This window comes from Streptomyces sp. SID13726 (assembly GCF_010548375.1).
GTDB lineage: Bacteria > Actinomycetota > Actinomycetes > Streptomycetales > Streptomycetaceae > Streptomyces.
The window spans coordinates 477,200-493,322 of record NZ_JAAGLY010000001.1 but is presented as its reverse complement, the minus strand read 5'-3'; the positions used below and the strand labels follow the sequence as shown (position 1 = coordinate 493,322).

The window sequence follows — 16,123 nt, the reverse complement described above, 5'->3', positions numbered from 1 at the left end:
TGATGACCTATCGATTGACATGATCACTACACCATGGTCGGCCGAATCGTCACTCCTCGGAGAAATACGAGAGAACCTCCTCCGCGACCCACCCCAGCGCGTCCGGCAGCGCCTCGGCGGCGACCGGCAGCCACAGCGAACCGGCGGCCAGCCCCGCGTCCGCCAGCCCGCGAAGCTCCGCGCGCACCCGCTCGGCGGTCGGCTCGGCGCCGCCCAACGGCCGCTGCCCGGGCGTGTGTACGGCGGCCTCGAAGCCCGGGGGCACGAGCAGCAGGCCCGCCGTCAGCTCCAGCGGTGTGGCCGGATCCCGCCCCGTCTCCTCGCCGAGTTCAGCCAACCGGCCCCGCACCCCGGCAAGTTCGGCCGCGTCGAGGCCGAAGCCGTGCCACGCGTCGCCGTACCGCAGCGCCCGGCGCAGGGCCGCGTCACTGCCGCCCCCGATCCACACCGGCGGTCCCCCGGGCGTGCGCGGCCGCACCCCGAGCCGCACCTCGGCCTCGTCCCGCCACAACTGCCGTACGGTGTCCAGCTGTTCGTCGGCCCGGCGGCCCCGCCCCGCGAACGGCACGCCGACGGCGTCGAACTCCGTGGCGTCCCAGCCGGTGCCGACACCGAGGGTGAACCGGCCGCCGGAGATCCGGTCGAGGGTGGCGGTCTGGTGGGCGACGACGACCGGGTGGTACAGGGGCAGGATCAGGACGCTGGTCAGCAGCCCGATCCGGGTGGTCGCCCCGGCCACCGCCGAGAGCAGGACCAGCGGGTCCGGGGTCACGCCCGTCCGTCCGGCCAGCAGATGACTGCTCGCGATGATGTGGTCGAAGCCCAACTCCTCCGCGGTGCGGGCGACTTCGAGAACGCTGTCCTGTTCGTCCTCGTGAGCGGGCCACAGTCGGTGCGGTGCGACTCCCAGACGCATGCGATGCGCCTCCCTCGGCGTGAGATGACAGGCGTGAGATGACAGAGGGGAGATGACAGGGGGGAGATGACAGGGGGTACGGCATCTGCGCCAACAAGGCGACAGCCGTCCCTCTTCCCTTGCCGAGCCCCTTCCCGCACGTCACGGTGGTCGGATGCGACAGGTCCCGCCCGTGCCCGACGTCTTCGATCCGCGCCAGTACGGCGACGCGGTGCCCCACGGCGCCTATCGCGTCCTGCGCGACCACCATCCGGTGGCCTGGCAGGAGGAGCCCGAGGTGCTGGGGTGGCCGGCGGGGCCGGGGTTCTGGGCGGTGAGCCGGCACGCGGACGTGGTGCGGGTGCTCAAGGACTCGGCGACGTACTCCTCGTGTCTCGGCGCGACCCAGATCCGGGACCCCGATCCGGCGGACTTGCCCTTCATCCGGCGCATGATGCTCAATCAGGACCCGCCTGATCACGGGCGGTTGAGGCGACTGGTGAGCCGGGCCTTCACCCGGGGGCGCGTGGAGCGGTTCGCCGCAGTGGCCGAGGAGAGGGCCGGAACCCTGTTCGCGGCGGCCCTCAAGACCGCTCGCGGCGCCGACGGCACCGTCGACCTCGTCCCCGCCGTCACCGACGACTACGCCCTGCTCAACCTCTCCGACCTGCTGGGCGTGCCGGACAGCGACCGGGGACTGCTGCTGCACTGGACCCAGCGGGTCATCGGCTACCAGGACCCGGACGAGGCGGGACCCCGGGTCCTGGACCGGTCGGGGAAGCCGCTCAACCCGCGCTCCCCGGCGATGCTGGCCGACATGTTCGCGTACGCCCGGCAGTTGGCCGCGCACAAGAGGGAGCACCCCGGCGACGACGTGCTGACGACCCTCGCCCACGACACCGAACTCGCCGACGGCGAACTGGAGATGTTCTTCTTCCTGCTCACCGTCGCGGGCAACGACACCGTGCGCGGCGCGGCACCCGGCGGACTGCTGGCGCTGGCCGAGCACCCGGGGGCGTATCAGAGCCTGCGGGCCGATCCGGGCCGACTCGCCACGGCCGTCGACGAGTTGCTGCGCTGGCATCCGCCCGTCCTGACCTTCCGCCGTACGGCCGTCCACGACACCGAACTGGCCGGGCGGCGGATTCGCGCGGGCGACAAGGTGGTCGTCCTGCACGCCTCCGCCAACCGCGACGAGCGGGCGTTCGAGGAGGCCGACACGCTGGACCTGACCCGTGCACCGAATCCGCACGTCTCCTTCGGGGACGGGCCGCACGTCTGCCTGGGCGCGCACTTCGCCCGGCTCCAGCTGCGGATCCTGTACCGGGAGGCGCTGCGTGCACTGCCCGCGCCGCGGCTCGCCGGGCCGCCCGGACGACTCGTGTCGAACTTCATCAACGGGATCAAGTCACTTCCGGTCCGCGTGACATGAGAACCTGAAGTCGGGAGAGGGGTTCGGACGTAGCCGTCGAGGTGTGTGCCGACAGGGGGTCCTCGATGTTCGGGGCAGAGTTGTTCACCCAGACCGCTGCCGCCGCCGCGGGCACGATGGTGGGGCTGATGACCACCGATGCCTGGCAGGCGGCCCGGCACCGGATCGCGCGGATCCTGCGGCGGGAGGACGTGGAGCGCCTGGACCGGGCGCGGGCGGCGCTCGACGCGGCACCGCCGGGCCGGCAGGAGATCATCCTGCGGGAGCAGCGGGACGAGTGGGACACCACCCTGCGCGGACTGCTGGCCCGGGACCCCGCGCTGTCCGGGCTGCTCAGCGAGTTCATCCAGGAGTTCTCCGGTTTCGCGCGGCCCGTCCTCATCCAGGTGCAGCAGCCGCCGGCCCCGCTGGAGGCCGCCCGTGCCCCCGGAGCGCTGACCGTCGCGCCGCCCCTGGGCCGCCTGGACCGCCGGGTACGCGGCCGTGAACCCCTGCTGGACGCGCTCAAACAGCTGGTGGGCAAGCCGACTTCGGGTGTGCGGGTGCTGCACGGCATGGGCGGCAGCGGGAAGACGACCGTCGCCCTGGAGATCGCCGCGTACGCCGCCGCGCTGAACGTCGACGTGTGGTGGGTGACGGCGAAGAACCCCGCCGCGCTGAGCGCCGGGATGCGCGAGGTGGTGGCGGCGCTCGGCGCTCCCGCGGACCTCATCGACCGTGCCTGGTCGGGGCGTTCGAGCGCGACCGACCTGCTGTGGCGGCGGCTGTGCGACACCGCGAGCCCCTGGCTGCTGGTGGTGGACAACGCCGACGAGCCCGAACACCTCGCGCCCTACGGCCGGTTGGCGGAGGGCACGGGCTGGATCCGGCCCGCCGCGGAACTGCCCGGCCTGGTGCTGATCACCAGCCGGGACAGCAGCCCGACGACCTGGGGACCGTGGGCGACCCTGCACTCGGTCGACGCCCTGGAGGAGGACGACGCCACCGAGGTGCTGTGGGACCTCGCCGGGGAGCGGGCCGGTTCGCGCGAGGACGCCCGGCTGCTGACCCGGCGGCTCGGCGGGCTGCCGCTGGCGCTGCGCATCGCCGGGTCGCATCTCGCGGCGGCCTCGGCGTTCCCCGCCTGGCCGGGCACGACGACCGTGCGGACGTACGCCGACTACCGCGTGGCCCTCGACGAGCGCTTCACCGAACTCCTCGACGAGCGCCCGCCCGGGCGGCAGGGCAACAACTACTCCGTCCCGGTGACCGGCACCTGGGAGCTGTCCCTCGACCTCCTGGAGCGGCGGGGCATCACCCAGGCCCGTCCGCTGATGCGGCTGCTGTGCTGTCTGGGCGAGGCGCCGGTGCCGCTGGTCGGCCTGTTACGCCCCGACCGGCTGGCGGCCTCCGCGCTGCTGCCCGGTGTCACGCCCCAGGAGCTGTTCACCGCGCTCACCTCGCTCGCCGACTTCGGCCTGGTCGAGCTGCACACCCCGCGCGGCGGCGACGACCACGCCCGCACCCTGCTGATACACCCGCTCGTCCGGGACGCGGGGCGCCTCCAGCGGGACCTCGCCGAGCACATGAGGGAGTACGCGGCCGTCGTCGCCGACCTGGTCGTCGCCGCCACCGCCGAACTCCGCGAGGACGACCCGCGCGACTGGCCGCGCTGGCGGCTGCTGCTCCCGCACTGCGACGCCCCGCTGGCCCTGATCGGCGACCCGTACGAGGCGGACGACGACCTGGTCTCCAAGGCGCTGCGCGCGGCGGCGGCCGGGGCCCGGCATCTGATCCGGCGCGGCTGGCTGGACCGGGCCGAGGAGGTGCTGGAGGCGTGCGAGCCGGTGGTGCTGGCCTGCGGGCCGCGCGATCCGGACGCGCTCGAAGTGCGGTCGGCCGCGGCGCACCTGCTCCAGCAGCGAGGGCGCCTGCAGGCGGCCGAGTCGCTTCTGCGCACTCTGCTGGAGGACACCCGGGCGCTGTTCGGTGACGCGGCCGGCGAGACCGCCGACGCCCGGTACGCGCTCGCGAACCTGCTGTGCGACCGGGGCCGCCCGGTCGAGGCGGAGACCGAGTACCGCGCGGTGCACGCCACGCGCCGCACCCTGCTCGGCGAGCGCCACCCCCAGACCCTCGCGGCCCGCAAGGGCGTGGCCTGGATGGCCCGTTACCGAGGACTGCTCGCGGAGGCCGAGGAGGAGTACCGCCTGCTCCTGGACGCCTACCGGGAGACCCTCGGCGCGAGCCACCCCGACACCCTGGTCACCCGGCACGAGATGGCCCAGGTGCTGCACGAACGCGGCATGTTCCGGCAGACGGAGCAGGAGCTGCGGGAGACCCTCCAGGTGTGCGTGGACGTGCTCGGCGAGCGCCACCCGAACACCCTCGCCGTGCGCCACGACCTGGCCGACGTCCTGCGCGACCGCGGCCTCCTCGCCGAGGCCGAGGACGAGTTCCGTACGGTCCTCGGGCTGCGTGCCGACGCCTACGGCGAGGACCATCCCGAGACCGTGGCCGCCCGGCACGGCCTGGCGACCGTACTGCGCGACCGGGGCTGGCCCGGTGACGCGGAGACCGAGTTCCGGGAGGTCTTCGAGGTCCGCCGCAGGCTGCTCGGCGACATGCATCCGCACACCCTGGTGGTCCGCCACAACCTGGCCGACCTGCTGATGGAGCGGGGTCAACTGGAGGCGGCGGAAACGGAGTTCAGGGCGGTGTACGCGGCCCGGCGCGAGGTGCTGGGCGAGCAGCACCTGCTGACCCTGTCGGTACGGCACGGCGCCGCCCACGTACTGCATCTGCGGGGCCGTACCGACCGGGCCGAGACCGAGTACCGCACGGTCCTGGCGGACTGCGTCGACACTCTCGGCCCCCGGCATCCCGGCACCCTCGCGGTCCGGCACAACCTCGCCGACCTGCTGAAGGACCGAGGTCAACTGGAGGCGGCGGAACGGGAGTTCAGGGAGGTGTACGAGGCCCGGCGGACCGTGCTCGGCGAGCAGCACCTGCTGACGCTGTCCGTGCGGCACGGCGCCGCCCACGTACTGCATCTGCGCGGGCGGGTCGAGCGGGCGGAGGCGGAGTACCGGACGGTGCTGGCGGACTGCGTGGAGACGCTGGGTCCACGGCATCCCGGGACCCTGGCGGTCCGGTACAACCTCGCCGGGCTGCTCTGCCTCAAGGGTGAACTCGCCGCCGCGGAAGTGGAGTTCACCGAGGTCCGGGAAGCCTGCGAGGAGGTGCTGGGGCTACGGCACCCCCGCACCCTGGCCGCCGAGCGGGCCCTGGCCCGGCTGCGTTCCGAGGATCAGGCGCCGAGCGATCCGGACTCGGCGACCGCGGGCTCGTAACCCGGGAAGCGGGCCGGGATCTGCCGGAGGTCCCAGAGGGCGAGCGCCTTGTCGTCGTAGAAGTCGTCGGACTCCTCGTCCCCGATGACCTGGAGCGGTTCGGGCAGTCCGAAGGGCTCCTTGCACAGGTCGACGGGGCGCCACCAGCCGGTGAGGATGTCGGTGTTGGCGGGGGTCCGGGAGAAGGTCGTGGTGAGCAGATAGCGCGAGCCGCTCTCCCGGAAGCGGGTCAGCGCCTCCACGACGTGCTGGTAGGAGAAGTGCACGAGGGCGTCCCGGCACACGATGAGATCGACCCGCGGCACCGGCTGCGCGGTGAAGTCGAGGAGCTGGAACTCCCGGTCGGGGCCGGGGTGGTTGGCGCGGTTGGCCTCGACCAGCTCGGCGACGACGTCACCGCCGAGGTAGGAGGCGCCGTGCAGGTCGACGTGCTGCATCCAGTTGAAGTCGCCGCAGGGGGCGTCGAGCACCGAGCGGACGTCCAAGTCCTTGATGAGCCTGCCGAGTTGGGTGATCACCCGCTTCATGCGCTGGAGCTCGGAGCCGGGTCCTGAGCGGGTCTCGTCGGAGCCCCAGCGGTTGGTGCGGTAGATGTCCGTGAACACGTCGTGCAGATCGGCTTCGTCACGGGCGTCCGTGACGTCGACGTAGCGCCGTGCGTCCACGTCGTAGACGGGCTCCCCTGGATTGCTCAGGTACCGCGGGGTCAATGACGTCCTCTTTCGCTGCCCGTCGGCGGGACGTATGGCAGCCCACCGGTACAAGTCGGCAGCATAACGCCCCTCAGGACCGGACCTGGATGAGCGCGTGGGTCCCGCCGGTCCGCCAGCGCTGCCCCTCCGCGGCGACCAGCGCGGCCTCGGTGCGGGCGTCGAGACCGGTGACGACCTCGGACTTCAGCGTGCGCAGCGCGGCGACTGGACCGGGGAAGTGGGCGGTCACCTCGGCGAAGGGCGTGGTCGCCGGCCACCGCCGGTCGCCCACCAGACGCCGGTAGTTGAGATCGCCCTTCAGGACGGTGAACCCCGCACTCCCCAGCCCCGCCCCCGGCGACTCCGCCCCGGCCAGCTCCGCCCGGAGGTCGTCGGGCATGTCCGCGTACGGCAGCGGGGCGCACGAGAAGGGGTGCGCGCGTACGCTCAGCCGCCCGTCTCCCATGGCCGCCCACAGCCGCCGCCCGTACGCGGCGGCCTGCCCCGGCGCCCGCACGAGCCGCCGCAGCGCGTCGACGACGTCGGCGGTCGTGGCGTCGGAGACGTAGTAGGGGTACGGCTTCACATGGAGTACGGCCCGCTCGATCCGGCCGTGTTCGAGGAGGTGGGCGAGGAGCAGGAGGTCGGGGATGAGCTCCCGCCCGGCGTTGTCGGCGATCAGGGTGAGGGTGCCGGCGCCGTCGGCCAGAGACCAGAACCGCTCGCTGTCGTCGGCCACCAGATCGGGCACCGCGTCCCGCGCCTCGGCCTCCCCGTCGGAGAGCCGGAACCCGAGATCGGCACGGTTTCCCCACAACGACCCGTGCAGCAGCGCGGCCCCCTGCTCCTCGACGGACCGCGCGGCGAGCCCGTCCAGCGCGGCCAGCTCCGCGTCGGTCTCCCGCGACTCCAACTCGGCGAGCTTGGAGGGCCGGAACGGGTCGATCCCTTGCCAGGGCCCGGCCTCGAAGTACCCCACGGCATCGAGCAGCCGCCGGTAGAAGTAGCTCTCGGACCAGAGCCACGGCACGTCGAACCAGGACTCCCCGAGGTACCGGTCGTCCCAGTCCCGGCCCGGAACCGGCTCGATCACACCGTGGGTACAGCTCTCCAACAGCGCGTCCAGGGCGCGATGTTGCTCGGGGCCGTACGGGAACGCCTCCCGCACCTGCTTGATGATCGCGGGATGCCGCTCGGCAAGCACACTGTGAGGAAAGGACCCGGTCTCGTTGCCGAGGAAGACATCCGCGCTCAAGGACATGGACCGACTGTAGCCACCGCGGGGGCGCGGAGCCGCATCACCGGGGGCGCGACCGGCCGGGGCGGCGCGAGCCGGACCGGCCCTCAGCCACCGCCGCCCCGGGACTCCTGCTCCAACTGCCCGACCAGGGCCAGGTACCGCGCCCGCCGAGGCACCGGGACCGTCCCCCGGATCATCACGTGCCACATCTCCGCGAGCCGCCGCGGCTGCCGCCCGACCGGCTCCAGATGCCGCCCCACGACCCTCGTCCCCACGAAGAAGCAGACCAGCGAGTGGGCGATGGCGTCCACGTCGGTCTCCGGGTGCAGGTCGGACTCCTTGACCGCGCCGAGCAGCTTCCCGGTGGCCAACTCCAGCCATTCGGTGAACGGATGACGCAGGGGCGGCCGCACCTCGACCCCGCCCGTGGCGAGCCGGAGCCCGGCCCTGAGCACCGGTCCCTCGACGGACAGCCGCGCTATCCCGAAGGTGATCCGGACCAGCGCCTCCAGGGACGTGTAGCCCCGGGCGTCCACCTCCCCGGTCACCTGTCGCGAGGTACGGGACTGGATCTCCATGATCGCGTGGGCGAGATCGTCCTTGGCCGCGAAGTGGAAGTACAGCGCACCCTTGGTGACTTGGGCGTGCTCGACGATGTCGCTGAGACTGGTCGACTCATAGCCACGACGGTCGAACAGATCAGCGGCGGCGGTGATGATCGTCGCGCGGGTCTGTTCAGCGCGTAACTGCCTCGGCATCGACTGCACACTCCTGGTACGGAAAGAACGGGGTATGCCGTTTGTTTCTTACTGGCTGTACACGATATCTCACGCTACGGCGGCCCTCACACGGCATTCGAAGACCACCGAATCCCCCTGTGACGCGGTCACTTGTACGTCGGTGCCGCCCGCGTCGCTCACCTCCACCCAGACGGGTAAATCGAGTTCGGTGAACTGGTGGAACACCGCCCGGAAGGACACCGGCTCCCGTCCCTCGGCGCCCCCGTGCACCCGTACCGCCTGGCGGGCGGCCTCCAGGAGCAGCATGCCGGGGACGTGCTCCAGCGGGTGGTCGAAGAAAAAGGGATGCGCGGTATCGATCCGCAGCCGCCAGCGGTCGGGGCGACCGGCGGGCGACAGGACCACGTCGACGGCCTGGTCGCGGCCCACGGCCGCGGGCGGCAGCGCGGGCGGCAGGGGCTGGGCGGAGACACCGGCCGCGGTACGGCCGCCGCGCAGCCTGCGGTAGACGGGCTCGTTCATCCAGGTCACGGCGAGACCGCCGGTCCCCACGCACTCGCCGCCGAGGCGTACGACGGCGTCGTAGCGGAGCCCGACCGGGCGCCCCGCGCGGCGCCGGACGTCGCTCGCGACCATGTCGAGCACCGGCGCGGCCGGCACGGCGCCGACCGCCAGGTGCTCGGGCCGTACGTCCACGCTCAGTTCGTGCAGGACGAAGTGCTGGTCGAGACGGGCTCCGTGGATGGTGTGGCAGAGGACGGCCGCACCTTGGCGGACCGTTTCTGCAACCAGCAGCGGTTCATACGCCGACCGGTCGGGGGACACGTGTAACTGATGGGCTCGGGGCCACTGGGCGGCGACGGTGCACCGGTCGGTGGCCGTGCCGGTCCAGCCCGTGATGAAGGTCTCCGCGACGGCGGCGCGATGGACCAGTTCACGGGGGACGGTCGCCGTCAGGGGCCGGGGTCCGGCCGGAGACTCCGTGGACTGCCGTGACTCTGGCATGCTTCCCCCTCGTTCCTCCGAAGCCCTGACGGACGGCGAGGTGCCCGTGCCGGTGAGCGATAGAGTACGAGGGATTCCGGTCTGTTTTCAATGAGACCTGATCGATGCCGGACGAGACCCGGTCCGGCGCATGGGAGGGGGTTCTTATGGCCACGCAGGAGCGTGCGGTCAGGACACGGAGGGCGATTCTGGAGGCCGCGGGTGCCGTGTTCGACGAGCACGGGTATGCCGCGAGCACCATCGCGATGGTGCTGGAGCGCGCCGACGTCACCAAGGGTGCGCTGTACTTCCACTTCCCGTCCAAGGAGTCGCTGGCGCAGGCGGTGCTGGACGAGCAGCTCTCGCTCGGGGACGTACCGCCGCATCCGTGCAAGCTCCAGGAGATCCTCGACATCTCCTTCGTCTTCGGACAGCGCCTGCTGGACAACCCCCTGTTGCAGGGCAGTGTGCGGCTGACGATCGACCAGTGCGCGGCGCCGGGCGTCGATTACGCGGAACCGTTCCGGCAGTGGGTGGAGCGCCTGGAGGCGATGTTCGAGGAGGCCAGTGCGCAGGGCGAGTTGCTGCCCATGGCCAATCCGCGGGAGTCGGCGGAACTGCTCGTGGGGGCCTTCTCCGGAGTGCAGTTGATGTCACGGGCGATGACCGGGCGGAAGGACATCGGGCGGCGGATCTCCGTCATGTGGACCCATATGCTGCCCAGCATCGCGGTGCCGGGGCTGTTGATCGGGCTGGACAGCCGGCCCGACCGCGGGCTCCGGGTGCTGGAGTCCATGCGGAGCGCCGAACTCGTGGGCGCCCGGGCATGACGACGGGCCGGCCGGTGCCCCATCCGCACCGGCCGGCCCATCCGCTCAGGGGAAGTCCGGCTCGGAGGCCGGGCTTCGAAGTCCGCCTAGAAGGTGAGCTTCCAGCCGTTGAGCCGGCCCGTGTCCGAGGCGGCGGTGTCCTGGACGCGCAGCTTCCAGGTGCCGTTGGCGGTCTCGGAGGAGGCGTTCACCGTGTAGGTGGTGTTGACGTTGTCCGCGGAGTCCGAGGAGCTGGCCGGCTTCAGGCTGTACACCGACCCGTCCGGGGCGACGAGGCTGATCGCGAGGTCACCGCGGTAGGTGTGGGTGATGTCGACACCGACCTGGAGGCCCGAAGGGGCGTTGCCGGTACGGCCGCTGACCACGATGGACGACTCGATCGCAGAGCCGTTGTCCGGGATGGAGACGGCGGTGGTGCTGGAGAAGGTCGTCCCCGTCGTCGTACCGCCGCCGCTCACGGCCGCCACCGTCTTCGCGGCGTCCGCGAGACCCGCGCCGCAGCCGCCGGAGCAGGCGCCGGGCAGCGGACGGGCGTTGTTCTTGATGGCGGTCTCGATCTGCGCCGGGGTCAGCGAGGAGTTGGCCGACTTCACCAGCGCGACCAGGCCCGCGATGTGCGGGGTGGCCATGCTGGTGCCCTGGTAGTAGGCGTACGACTCCGAAGCGGGCGTCGAGGCACCGGAGTTGAGGGTGGAGAGGATGCCGTTGGCGGTGCCGGTGCTGGTCTGGCCGCCGGGGGCCGAGATGTCCACCAGGGAGCCGTAGTTGGAGTAGGAGGCCTTGGCGCCGGAGCGGTTGGTGGCGGCGACCGAGATGATGTTGTTGCAGTTGCCCGGGGAGTGCCCGGAGACGTTCTCGTTGTCGTTGCCGGCGGCCACCACAACCGTCGTACCGCGGCCGACGGCGTTGTTGATGGCGGTCTGGGTGGCCGAGGTGCAGGCGCCGTCGCCGCCGAGGCTCATGTTGATGACCTTGGCGACATTGGTGTTGGCGGGCACGCCGGAGACGCTGCCGCCGGACGCCCAGGTGATGGCGTCGATGATGTCGGAGTCGTAGCCGCCGCACTTGCCCAGCACGCGCACCGGGGAGATCTTCGCACCGTACGCGATGCCCGCGACGCCCTTGTTGTTGTTCGTGACCGCGGCGATGGTGCCGGCGACGTGCGTGCCGTGCCAGGAGGAGCCGGAGGCCGGGATGCCCGCGCCGCACTCGTTGGCCGCGTAGTAGTCGCCCGGGTCGGCCGGGTTGCTGTCGCGGCCGTTGCCGTCGACGGAGACCGCGGTGTCGGAGATGAAGTCGTAGCCGCCGACGATGTTCGCGGCCAGGTCGCTGTGGGCGACGTAGCCGGTGTCGATGACGGCGACGGTCACGCCGGTGCCGGTCGAAGTCGGCCAGGCGCCGGGCACGTTCATGCCGGCGGTGGACTCGAACAGGTCCCACTGCTTGGCGTACTCGGTGTCGTTCGGGTCGGCCTGCGGCTTGTTCAGGCGGTCCGGTACGACGTAGGCGACCTGCGGGTCGGCCTTGAACTCGGCGACGGCGTCGGCGACTTCGGCCTTGCTGAGGTCGGCGCCGAGGTCGACGAGGGCGGCACCGGTACCGAGACGGCGCTGGAAGTCGGCGTCCTTGGCGGCGGCGTCGGCCTCGGCGGCCTGGTTCGAAGTAGCCTCCGCCGCACCGGACTTGTAGCCGACGATGAGGCGCTCGGCCTGGACGCCGGGGGCGGCGTCGGTGAGCGCGGCCGGGACGGCGGCTTCCCGTGCGGGGGTGTCCTGGGCGACGGCGACGGAGGCCGTGCCGACGGAGAGGAGGGCCGCGGAGACCGCGGCGGCGGATATCAGCTTCCGCCGGAGGGAGGGAGACGTACGCAAGGGCTTGCCTTTCGTGGCCGTGCTCCAGGCAGCGCGGAGCGGCGGTCGAATCGCTTCGTCGATGAAGCGGCGGGGGGTGAAGCCAGGAGCGCGGCGGCCGGCCGGACAGACGTGGGGTGCGTGCGTGACCCGTTCGGGGTGGCCTGTGGGTCAGCTGTGGTCGAACGATAGGCAAAGAGAAGGTCATGCGGATACAGGGGAAACCCTTGACCAGGCCGGAAACCCACCCTCGGTGATGGCCGGTTGACCGGGGATAGCCGCTTTGCCCGCGTCTGCGCGAAGGCGAACGGTCCGTCTGCGCGAGGGCGAACGGTCCCCCTGCGCGAGGGCGAACGGTCCGGTGTTCCGGTGAACGCCCGGGCCCCCTGTCCCGTACTGCACGGAAGCCCGTCTTTCCCGCGTCGCCCGAGGAGGCGTTCCGGATGGTCCGGATGCCCAGGACAACCGCCCGCCGTACGAGTGCCACGGTCGCCGTCGCGACGCCGTTGCTGCTGACCGTGTTCGCGGCGACGCCCGCCGAGGCCCACGGGGCTCCGACAGATCCGGTCAGCCGGGTCTACGCCTGCTCCCCCGACGGCGGCTCGTCGAGCACGACCGCGTGCCGGGCGGCCGTCGCGGCGAACGGCTCGCCCTTCACGGCCTGGGACAACCTCCGGGTCGCCAACGTGAACGGCCGGGACCGGCAGACGATCCCCGACGGGAAGCTGTGCAGCGGCGGACTGCCCGCCTACCGGGGCCTGGACCTGGCCCGCACGGACTGGCCGGCCACCCGACTGAACCCCGGTGCGACGCTGACCATGAAGTACGTCTCGACGATCCCGCACACCGGCACGTTCCGGATGTACCTCACCGAGCCGGGCTACGACCCGTCGAAGCCGCTGAAGTGGTCCGACCTGCCGGAGCGGCCGTTCGCGGAGGTGAAGGACCCGGCGCTGACGGACGGTGCGTACCGGATCAGGTTGACGCTGCCGAAGGACCGTACGGGACGGCAGGTGCTGTACACGATCTGGCAGAACAGCAGCACGGCGGACACGTACTACTCGTGCTCGGACGTGGTGTTCCCGGCGGCGGCCGGGAAGGGCGGGACCGGGGCGGGTACGGCCGCCTCGCCGACCCCGTCGAAGGCGGCGGAGAACACGGCGGAGAAGGAGCCCGCGAAGAGTCCGGCGCCGTCCGCTCCGGCCGCGACTCCCACGCCGACTCCTTCGGTGGCGCGTTCGGCGGGCGGTGTGGCCCCGGACTCCACGCCGGTGGCCGCCGACTCCGATGCCGGCTCCGGCCCGTCCGCGCCCATGCTTGCGGGCGGCGCCGCCGCGGTGCTGTTGCTCACCGGGGGCGCCGCCCTGGCGCTTCGTCTGCGCCGACGCTGAACTACCGCGCTACGACGATCAGTTGACGTAGACGGCTTCGCCGCCGGTGGTCACCTGGCCGTACTTGGCGGTCCAGAAGCCGCTGCTCGGGCAGAGCGAGGAGCCGGAGGTCCGGGTGAACTGCTGGTTGGTGAAGGCGATGCTGTTGTCGGTGTTGGAGGCGGTGCCGCTGAGATTGCCGGCCGTGGCCTGGTAGACGCAGGTGACGCTGCCCAGCAGGGTGCGCAGCACGACGGTGGTCTGGATGGCGCCGGCGCTTCCCGGGGTCACGGCGACGGTGCCGTCGGACGCCACGGTGGTGGTGTACGACAGGTTGTTGACCGTGACGCTGGTGACGCCGAGCACACCGATGTTGTTCGAGGTGCAGTCGCTGAAGGTGTGACCGGTGAGCGTCTCGGTGGCCGTGCCGGGGGCGGTCGGGTTGCCGCCGGTGCCGACCGTGGCGGTGAACTGCGAGGTGGCACAGGTGATGCCGGTGGTGCCGGTCGCGCTGGAGTAGAGGGTCGCGGTGGTGCCGCTGGCCAGGGGCGCGGTGATGGTCGCGCCGTCGGCGACGGCGGTGCCGCCGAGACCACCGGTGGTGAGGACCGCGACGTCGGCCGCCGCGGCGGGGGCCGACGCGGCCACGGCCACGGGCAGCGCGAAGGCGGCGGCAGCGGCGGTGAGGGAGAGCAGAGAGCGCATACGCATGCGGGGTTGCCTCTTTCGTGAGGTGAGGGTGTGAGGGTGCGGAGGACGCACGTCGGCGTCCGCCGCCACCGGTCCGTCACGCCTTCTCCGTACGTGACGGACCGGCAACGGCAGCCGGCCGGTGACCGGCCGGAGACCCAATGGGGGGAGGGCTCCGGCCGGGCCGGGCGGGAGGTGGCGAGCCCGCTGCGGCCCAGGGGGGAAGCGGCCGCACGGGTGCCGTGGAGGGTGGTGATGCGGGCGGTGAAGAGCCCGTGATGGACAGATGGTCCGGGAACTCGGGCAGCGCCGCCCCTCGGCTTAGATCCGGCGCCACGGATCCGGGGGAAGCCAGGGAGAGTTGTAGACCTGATCATCCGTCAACGTCAAGACATCACAAGGGAGTTGATCTAGGAAACAGGGAATTTCCCCGAGTGAGGGACGTTGTTGATCACAGGTAGCGCATAATCGACACCCTTTACTCACAACTTGCTTGACCCATGGTCGTAACCGCCGGTAACTTCCGTTGCGTTACTGCGGAGTACGGGTAAGCCCTTGCAGACGCCGGGAGTTGTGAGGAGACGTGCGCCGCAGCCGCTGTCCGCGCCAGGACACCATGTCATCTAGCCGCACAACCGCACGTGAGCCCCACTTGCGTTGACTATGCCTATGGGAGCAGCACATGGCCTCGTCCGCCGGCACCACCTCTGAGACCCCCGAAAGCGGTTCCAACCCACAAGCCCCAGACGGCTCCGCGAGACGCGGACGGGTCCGGGGCCGCCGGGCCGCGATCATGGCCGTTCCGGCCGTGGCGATCACCGCGGGTCTCGCGATCCTCACCGCCGAGGGTGCGCTGGGGGTGCAGTTCGCCATCTCCGGCATGCCCTTCACCGTCACCGCGACGGAGCTCAAGGGCACCGGGTTCGAGCAGTTCGGCGGCCTCGACAACATGGCGGACAACAGCCCGAACGCCGGTGACACCGGCGGCCAGGTGCTGGTCGTGACCTCCGCCATCAAGAGCGCGACCCTCACCAAGCTGTGCCAGAGCGTCGACCTGGGCGGCACCAACCTGCTCATCAAGGCGGGCCAGGGCGACAAGAAGGTCGAGGCGACCGACCTGACCACCGACTCGACCGAGCTGTCCGGTGACGCCTCCTTCGACAACATCGAGATCGGCAACGACGCCAGCACCCTCACCAAGGCGGGTGTGAAGGGCCCTCTCGGCGTCTTCAGCCAGCAGGCCGACACGGTGTACATCGCCAACCTGCGGCAGACGAACTACGCCACCACGGCAGGCGTGTTCAAGCTTCCCGGCCTCAAGCTCAGCTTCAGCAGCACGGGTTGCTGATGGAGAGCCAGGAGCCCGTGGCGGGACAGGAGCCGACGGGCGGACAGGAGCCGGCCGGCGGACAGCAGGCGGTGGGCGGACAGCAGCCGATGGGTGCCGGGCAGCCGGTGGACGCCCAGCAGGCTCCGCTCAGCCAGGACAGGTTCACCCGCTGGGTGTACGAACGGCCTTTCTGGGGCGGGCTGTGGCTCACCCTGGGCGGGGCGTGGATCCTGGTCACCATGAAGGCCTCGCTGAAGGTCGTCATGCATGTCGGGATGCAGGGCGTGGCGGGCTACCTCCTGCCGACCCTGATGATCCTGGCGGGCCTGCTGATCCTCTTCAGCCCGGGGCAGCGCCTGTTCTACTCGATCGTCGGCGTCCTGTGCTCGATGGGCACCTGGCTCACCTCGAACCTGGGCGGCTTCATGGTGGGCCTCCTGCTCGGCGTCGTCGGCAGCATCCTCACCTTCGGCTGGCTGCCCGACCAGGACCCGCGGGTCAGCCGCCGGGACCGGCGCAGGTCGGCACAGCGGGCCGCACAGGACGGACCGGCGGGCGACCCGGGACAGCCCGGTTCCGACGCCGGTACGGCACAGGCCGGGATGGCCACCGGTACGCCTCAGGCCGCTCAGTAACACGGACCGCATGTGCCTCCCGGCCCCCGGACCGCGCAGACCCCGGCTCACCCGCCGGGCAGCCTGCGCGGTCCGACGCGTTCCCCGCCCGCGGTGTCGCCGT

The 16,123-nt window shown here is 71.6% G+C and carries 13 protein-coding genes; 6 read left to right on the top strand and 7 right to left on the bottom strand.

Annotated features, from left to right (window positions below; translation table 11 throughout):
- Positions 1–49: 49 nt before the first annotated feature.
- The gene (locus G3I78_RS02050) at positions 50–916 is read right to left on the bottom strand and encodes a TIGR03619 family F420-dependent LLM class oxidoreductase (RefSeq protein ID WP_164420966.1); all 867 of its coding nucleotides are present in this window, start codon (positions 914–916) and stop codon (positions 50–52) included.
- A 154-nt stretch (positions 917–1,070) separates the two neighbouring features.
- Between G3I78_RS02050 and G3I78_RS02045 the strand changes: the two genes are divergently transcribed.
- Positions 1,071–2,327, top strand: coding sequence for a cytochrome P450 (locus G3I78_RS02045; protein ID WP_164420965.1), 1,257 nt, complete (start codon positions 1,071–1,073; stop codon positions 2,325–2,327).
- A gap of 65 nt (positions 2,328–2,392) precedes the next feature.
- Positions 2,393–5,659 carry an FxSxx-COOH system tetratricopeptide repeat protein gene (gene fxsT / locus G3I78_RS02040; RefSeq protein WP_164420964.1) on the top strand — a complete coding sequence of 1,089 codons (3,267 nt, stop codon included), beginning with the start codon at positions 2,393–2,395 and terminating at the stop codon, positions 5,657–5,659.
- On the opposite strand, the gene G3I78_RS02035 is transcribed toward fxsT, so the two are convergent.
- The 4 genes from G3I78_RS02035 to G3I78_RS02020 form a co-directional block, all read right to left on the bottom strand.
- A complete protein-coding gene (locus G3I78_RS02035) occupies positions 5,617–6,369 on the bottom strand; it encodes a class I SAM-dependent methyltransferase (RefSeq protein ID WP_164420963.1) in 753 nt (250 codons plus the stop codon). The genes fxsT and G3I78_RS02035 overlap by 43 nt on opposite strands.
- Before the next feature lie 73 nt (positions 6,370–6,442).
- On the bottom strand, positions 6,443–7,612 hold the full coding sequence (locus G3I78_RS02030) for a damage-control phosphatase ARMT1 family protein (RefSeq protein ID WP_164420962.1): 1,170 nt from the start codon (positions 7,610–7,612) through the stop codon (positions 6,443–6,445).
- Positions 7,613–7,695: 83 nt separating this feature from the next.
- Positions 7,696–8,349: a ScbR family autoregulator-binding transcription factor gene (locus G3I78_RS02025; protein WP_164420961.1), complete on the bottom strand. Its 654-nt coding sequence runs from the start codon at positions 8,347–8,349 to the stop codon at positions 7,696–7,698.
- Positions 8,350–8,418: 69 nt separating this feature from the next.
- Complete coding sequence (locus tag G3I78_RS02020; RefSeq protein WP_164420960.1) at positions 8,419–9,336, bottom strand: ScbA/BarX family gamma-butyrolactone biosynthesis protein; 918 nt, start codon at positions 9,334–9,336, stop codon at positions 8,419–8,421.
- 146 nt (positions 9,337–9,482) lie between these two features.
- On the opposite strand from G3I78_RS02020, the gene G3I78_RS02015 reads away from it, so the two are divergent.
- Positions 9,483–10,145 (top strand): ScbR family autoregulator-binding transcription factor, encoded by a 663-nt coding sequence (locus G3I78_RS02015; RefSeq protein WP_164420959.1) that lies wholly within the window; start codon positions 9,483–9,485, stop codon positions 10,143–10,145.
- 86 nt (positions 10,146–10,231) lie between these two features.
- On the opposite strand, the gene G3I78_RS02010 is transcribed toward G3I78_RS02015, so the two are convergent.
- Positions 10,232–12,016 (bottom strand): S8 family serine peptidase, encoded by a 1,785-nt coding sequence (locus G3I78_RS02010; RefSeq protein WP_164420958.1) that lies wholly within the window; start codon positions 12,014–12,016, stop codon positions 10,232–10,234.
- A gap of 431 nt (positions 12,017–12,447) precedes the next feature.
- Here G3I78_RS02010 and G3I78_RS02005 point away from each other — a divergent pair, with 431 nt between their 5' ends.
- Positions 12,448–13,386 carry a lytic polysaccharide monooxygenase gene (locus tag G3I78_RS02005; protein ID WP_203614072.1) on the top strand — a complete coding sequence of 313 codons (939 nt, stop codon included), beginning with the start codon at positions 12,448–12,450 and terminating at the stop codon, positions 13,384–13,386.
- 18 nt (positions 13,387–13,404) lie between these two features.
- Here G3I78_RS02005 and G3I78_RS02000 read toward each other — a convergent pair whose 3' ends face one another.
- Positions 13,405–14,076, bottom strand: a complete 672-nt coding sequence (locus tag G3I78_RS02000; protein WP_164420956.1) for a Tat pathway signal sequence domain protein — start codon at positions 14,074–14,076, stop codon at positions 13,405–13,407.
- A gap of 661 nt (positions 14,077–14,737) precedes the next feature.
- On the opposite strand from G3I78_RS02000, the gene G3I78_RS01995 reads away from it, so the two are divergent.
- Both G3I78_RS01995 and G3I78_RS01990 read left to right on the top strand, forming a co-directional pair.
- The gene (locus G3I78_RS01995; RefSeq protein ID WP_164420955.1) at positions 14,738–15,403 is read left to right on the top strand and encodes a DUF6230 family protein; all 666 of its coding nucleotides are present in this window, start codon (positions 14,738–14,740) and stop codon (positions 15,401–15,403) included.
- An 89-nt stretch (positions 15,404–15,492) separates the two neighbouring features.
- A complete protein-coding gene (locus tag G3I78_RS01990; protein WP_164421342.1) occupies positions 15,493–16,020 on the top strand; it encodes a DUF6114 domain-containing protein in 528 nt (175 codons plus the stop codon).
- Positions 16,021–16,123: the final 103 nt, after the last annotated feature.

Bases quoted from the DNA above. Each gene is read 5' to 3' on its own strand.
- G3I78_RS02050 (WP_164420966.1), bottom strand. From the start codon at position 916: ATGCGTCTGGGAGTCGCACCGCACCGACTGTGGCCCGCTCACGAGGAC.
- G3I78_RS02045 (WP_164420965.1), top strand. From the start codon at position 1,071: ATGCGACAGGTCCCGCCCGTGCCCGACGTCTTCGATCCGCGCCAGTAC.
- fxsT (WP_164420964.1), top strand. From the start codon at position 2,393: ATGTTCGGGGCAGAGTTGTTCACCCAGACCGCTGCCGCCGCCGCGGGC.
- G3I78_RS02030 (WP_164420962.1), bottom strand. From the start codon at position 7,612: ATGTCCTTGAGCGCGGATGTCTTCCTCGGCAACGAGACCGGGTCCTTT.
- G3I78_RS02025 (WP_164420961.1), bottom strand. From the start codon at position 8,349: ATGCCGAGGCAGTTACGCGCTGAACAGACCCGCGCGACGATCATCACC.
- G3I78_RS02020 (WP_164420960.1), bottom strand. From the start codon at position 9,336: ATGCCAGAGTCACGGCAGTCCACGGAGTCTCCGGCCGGACCCCGGCCC.
- G3I78_RS02015 (WP_164420959.1), top strand. From the start codon at position 9,483: ATGGCCACGCAGGAGCGTGCGGTCAGGACACGGAGGGCGATTCTGGAG.
- G3I78_RS02005 (WP_203614072.1), top strand. From the start codon at position 12,448: ATGCCCAGGACAACCGCCCGCCGTACGAGTGCCACGGTCGCCGTCGCG.
- G3I78_RS02000 (WP_164420956.1), bottom strand. From the start codon at position 14,076: ATGCGTATGCGCTCTCTGCTCTCCCTCACCGCCGCTGCCGCCGCCTTC.
- G3I78_RS01995 (WP_164420955.1), top strand. From the start codon at position 14,738: ATGGCCTCGTCCGCCGGCACCACCTCTGAGACCCCCGAAAGCGGTTCC.
- G3I78_RS01990 (WP_164421342.1), top strand. From the start codon at position 15,493: ATGGGTGCCGGGCAGCCGGTGGACGCCCAGCAGGCTCCGCTCAGCCAG.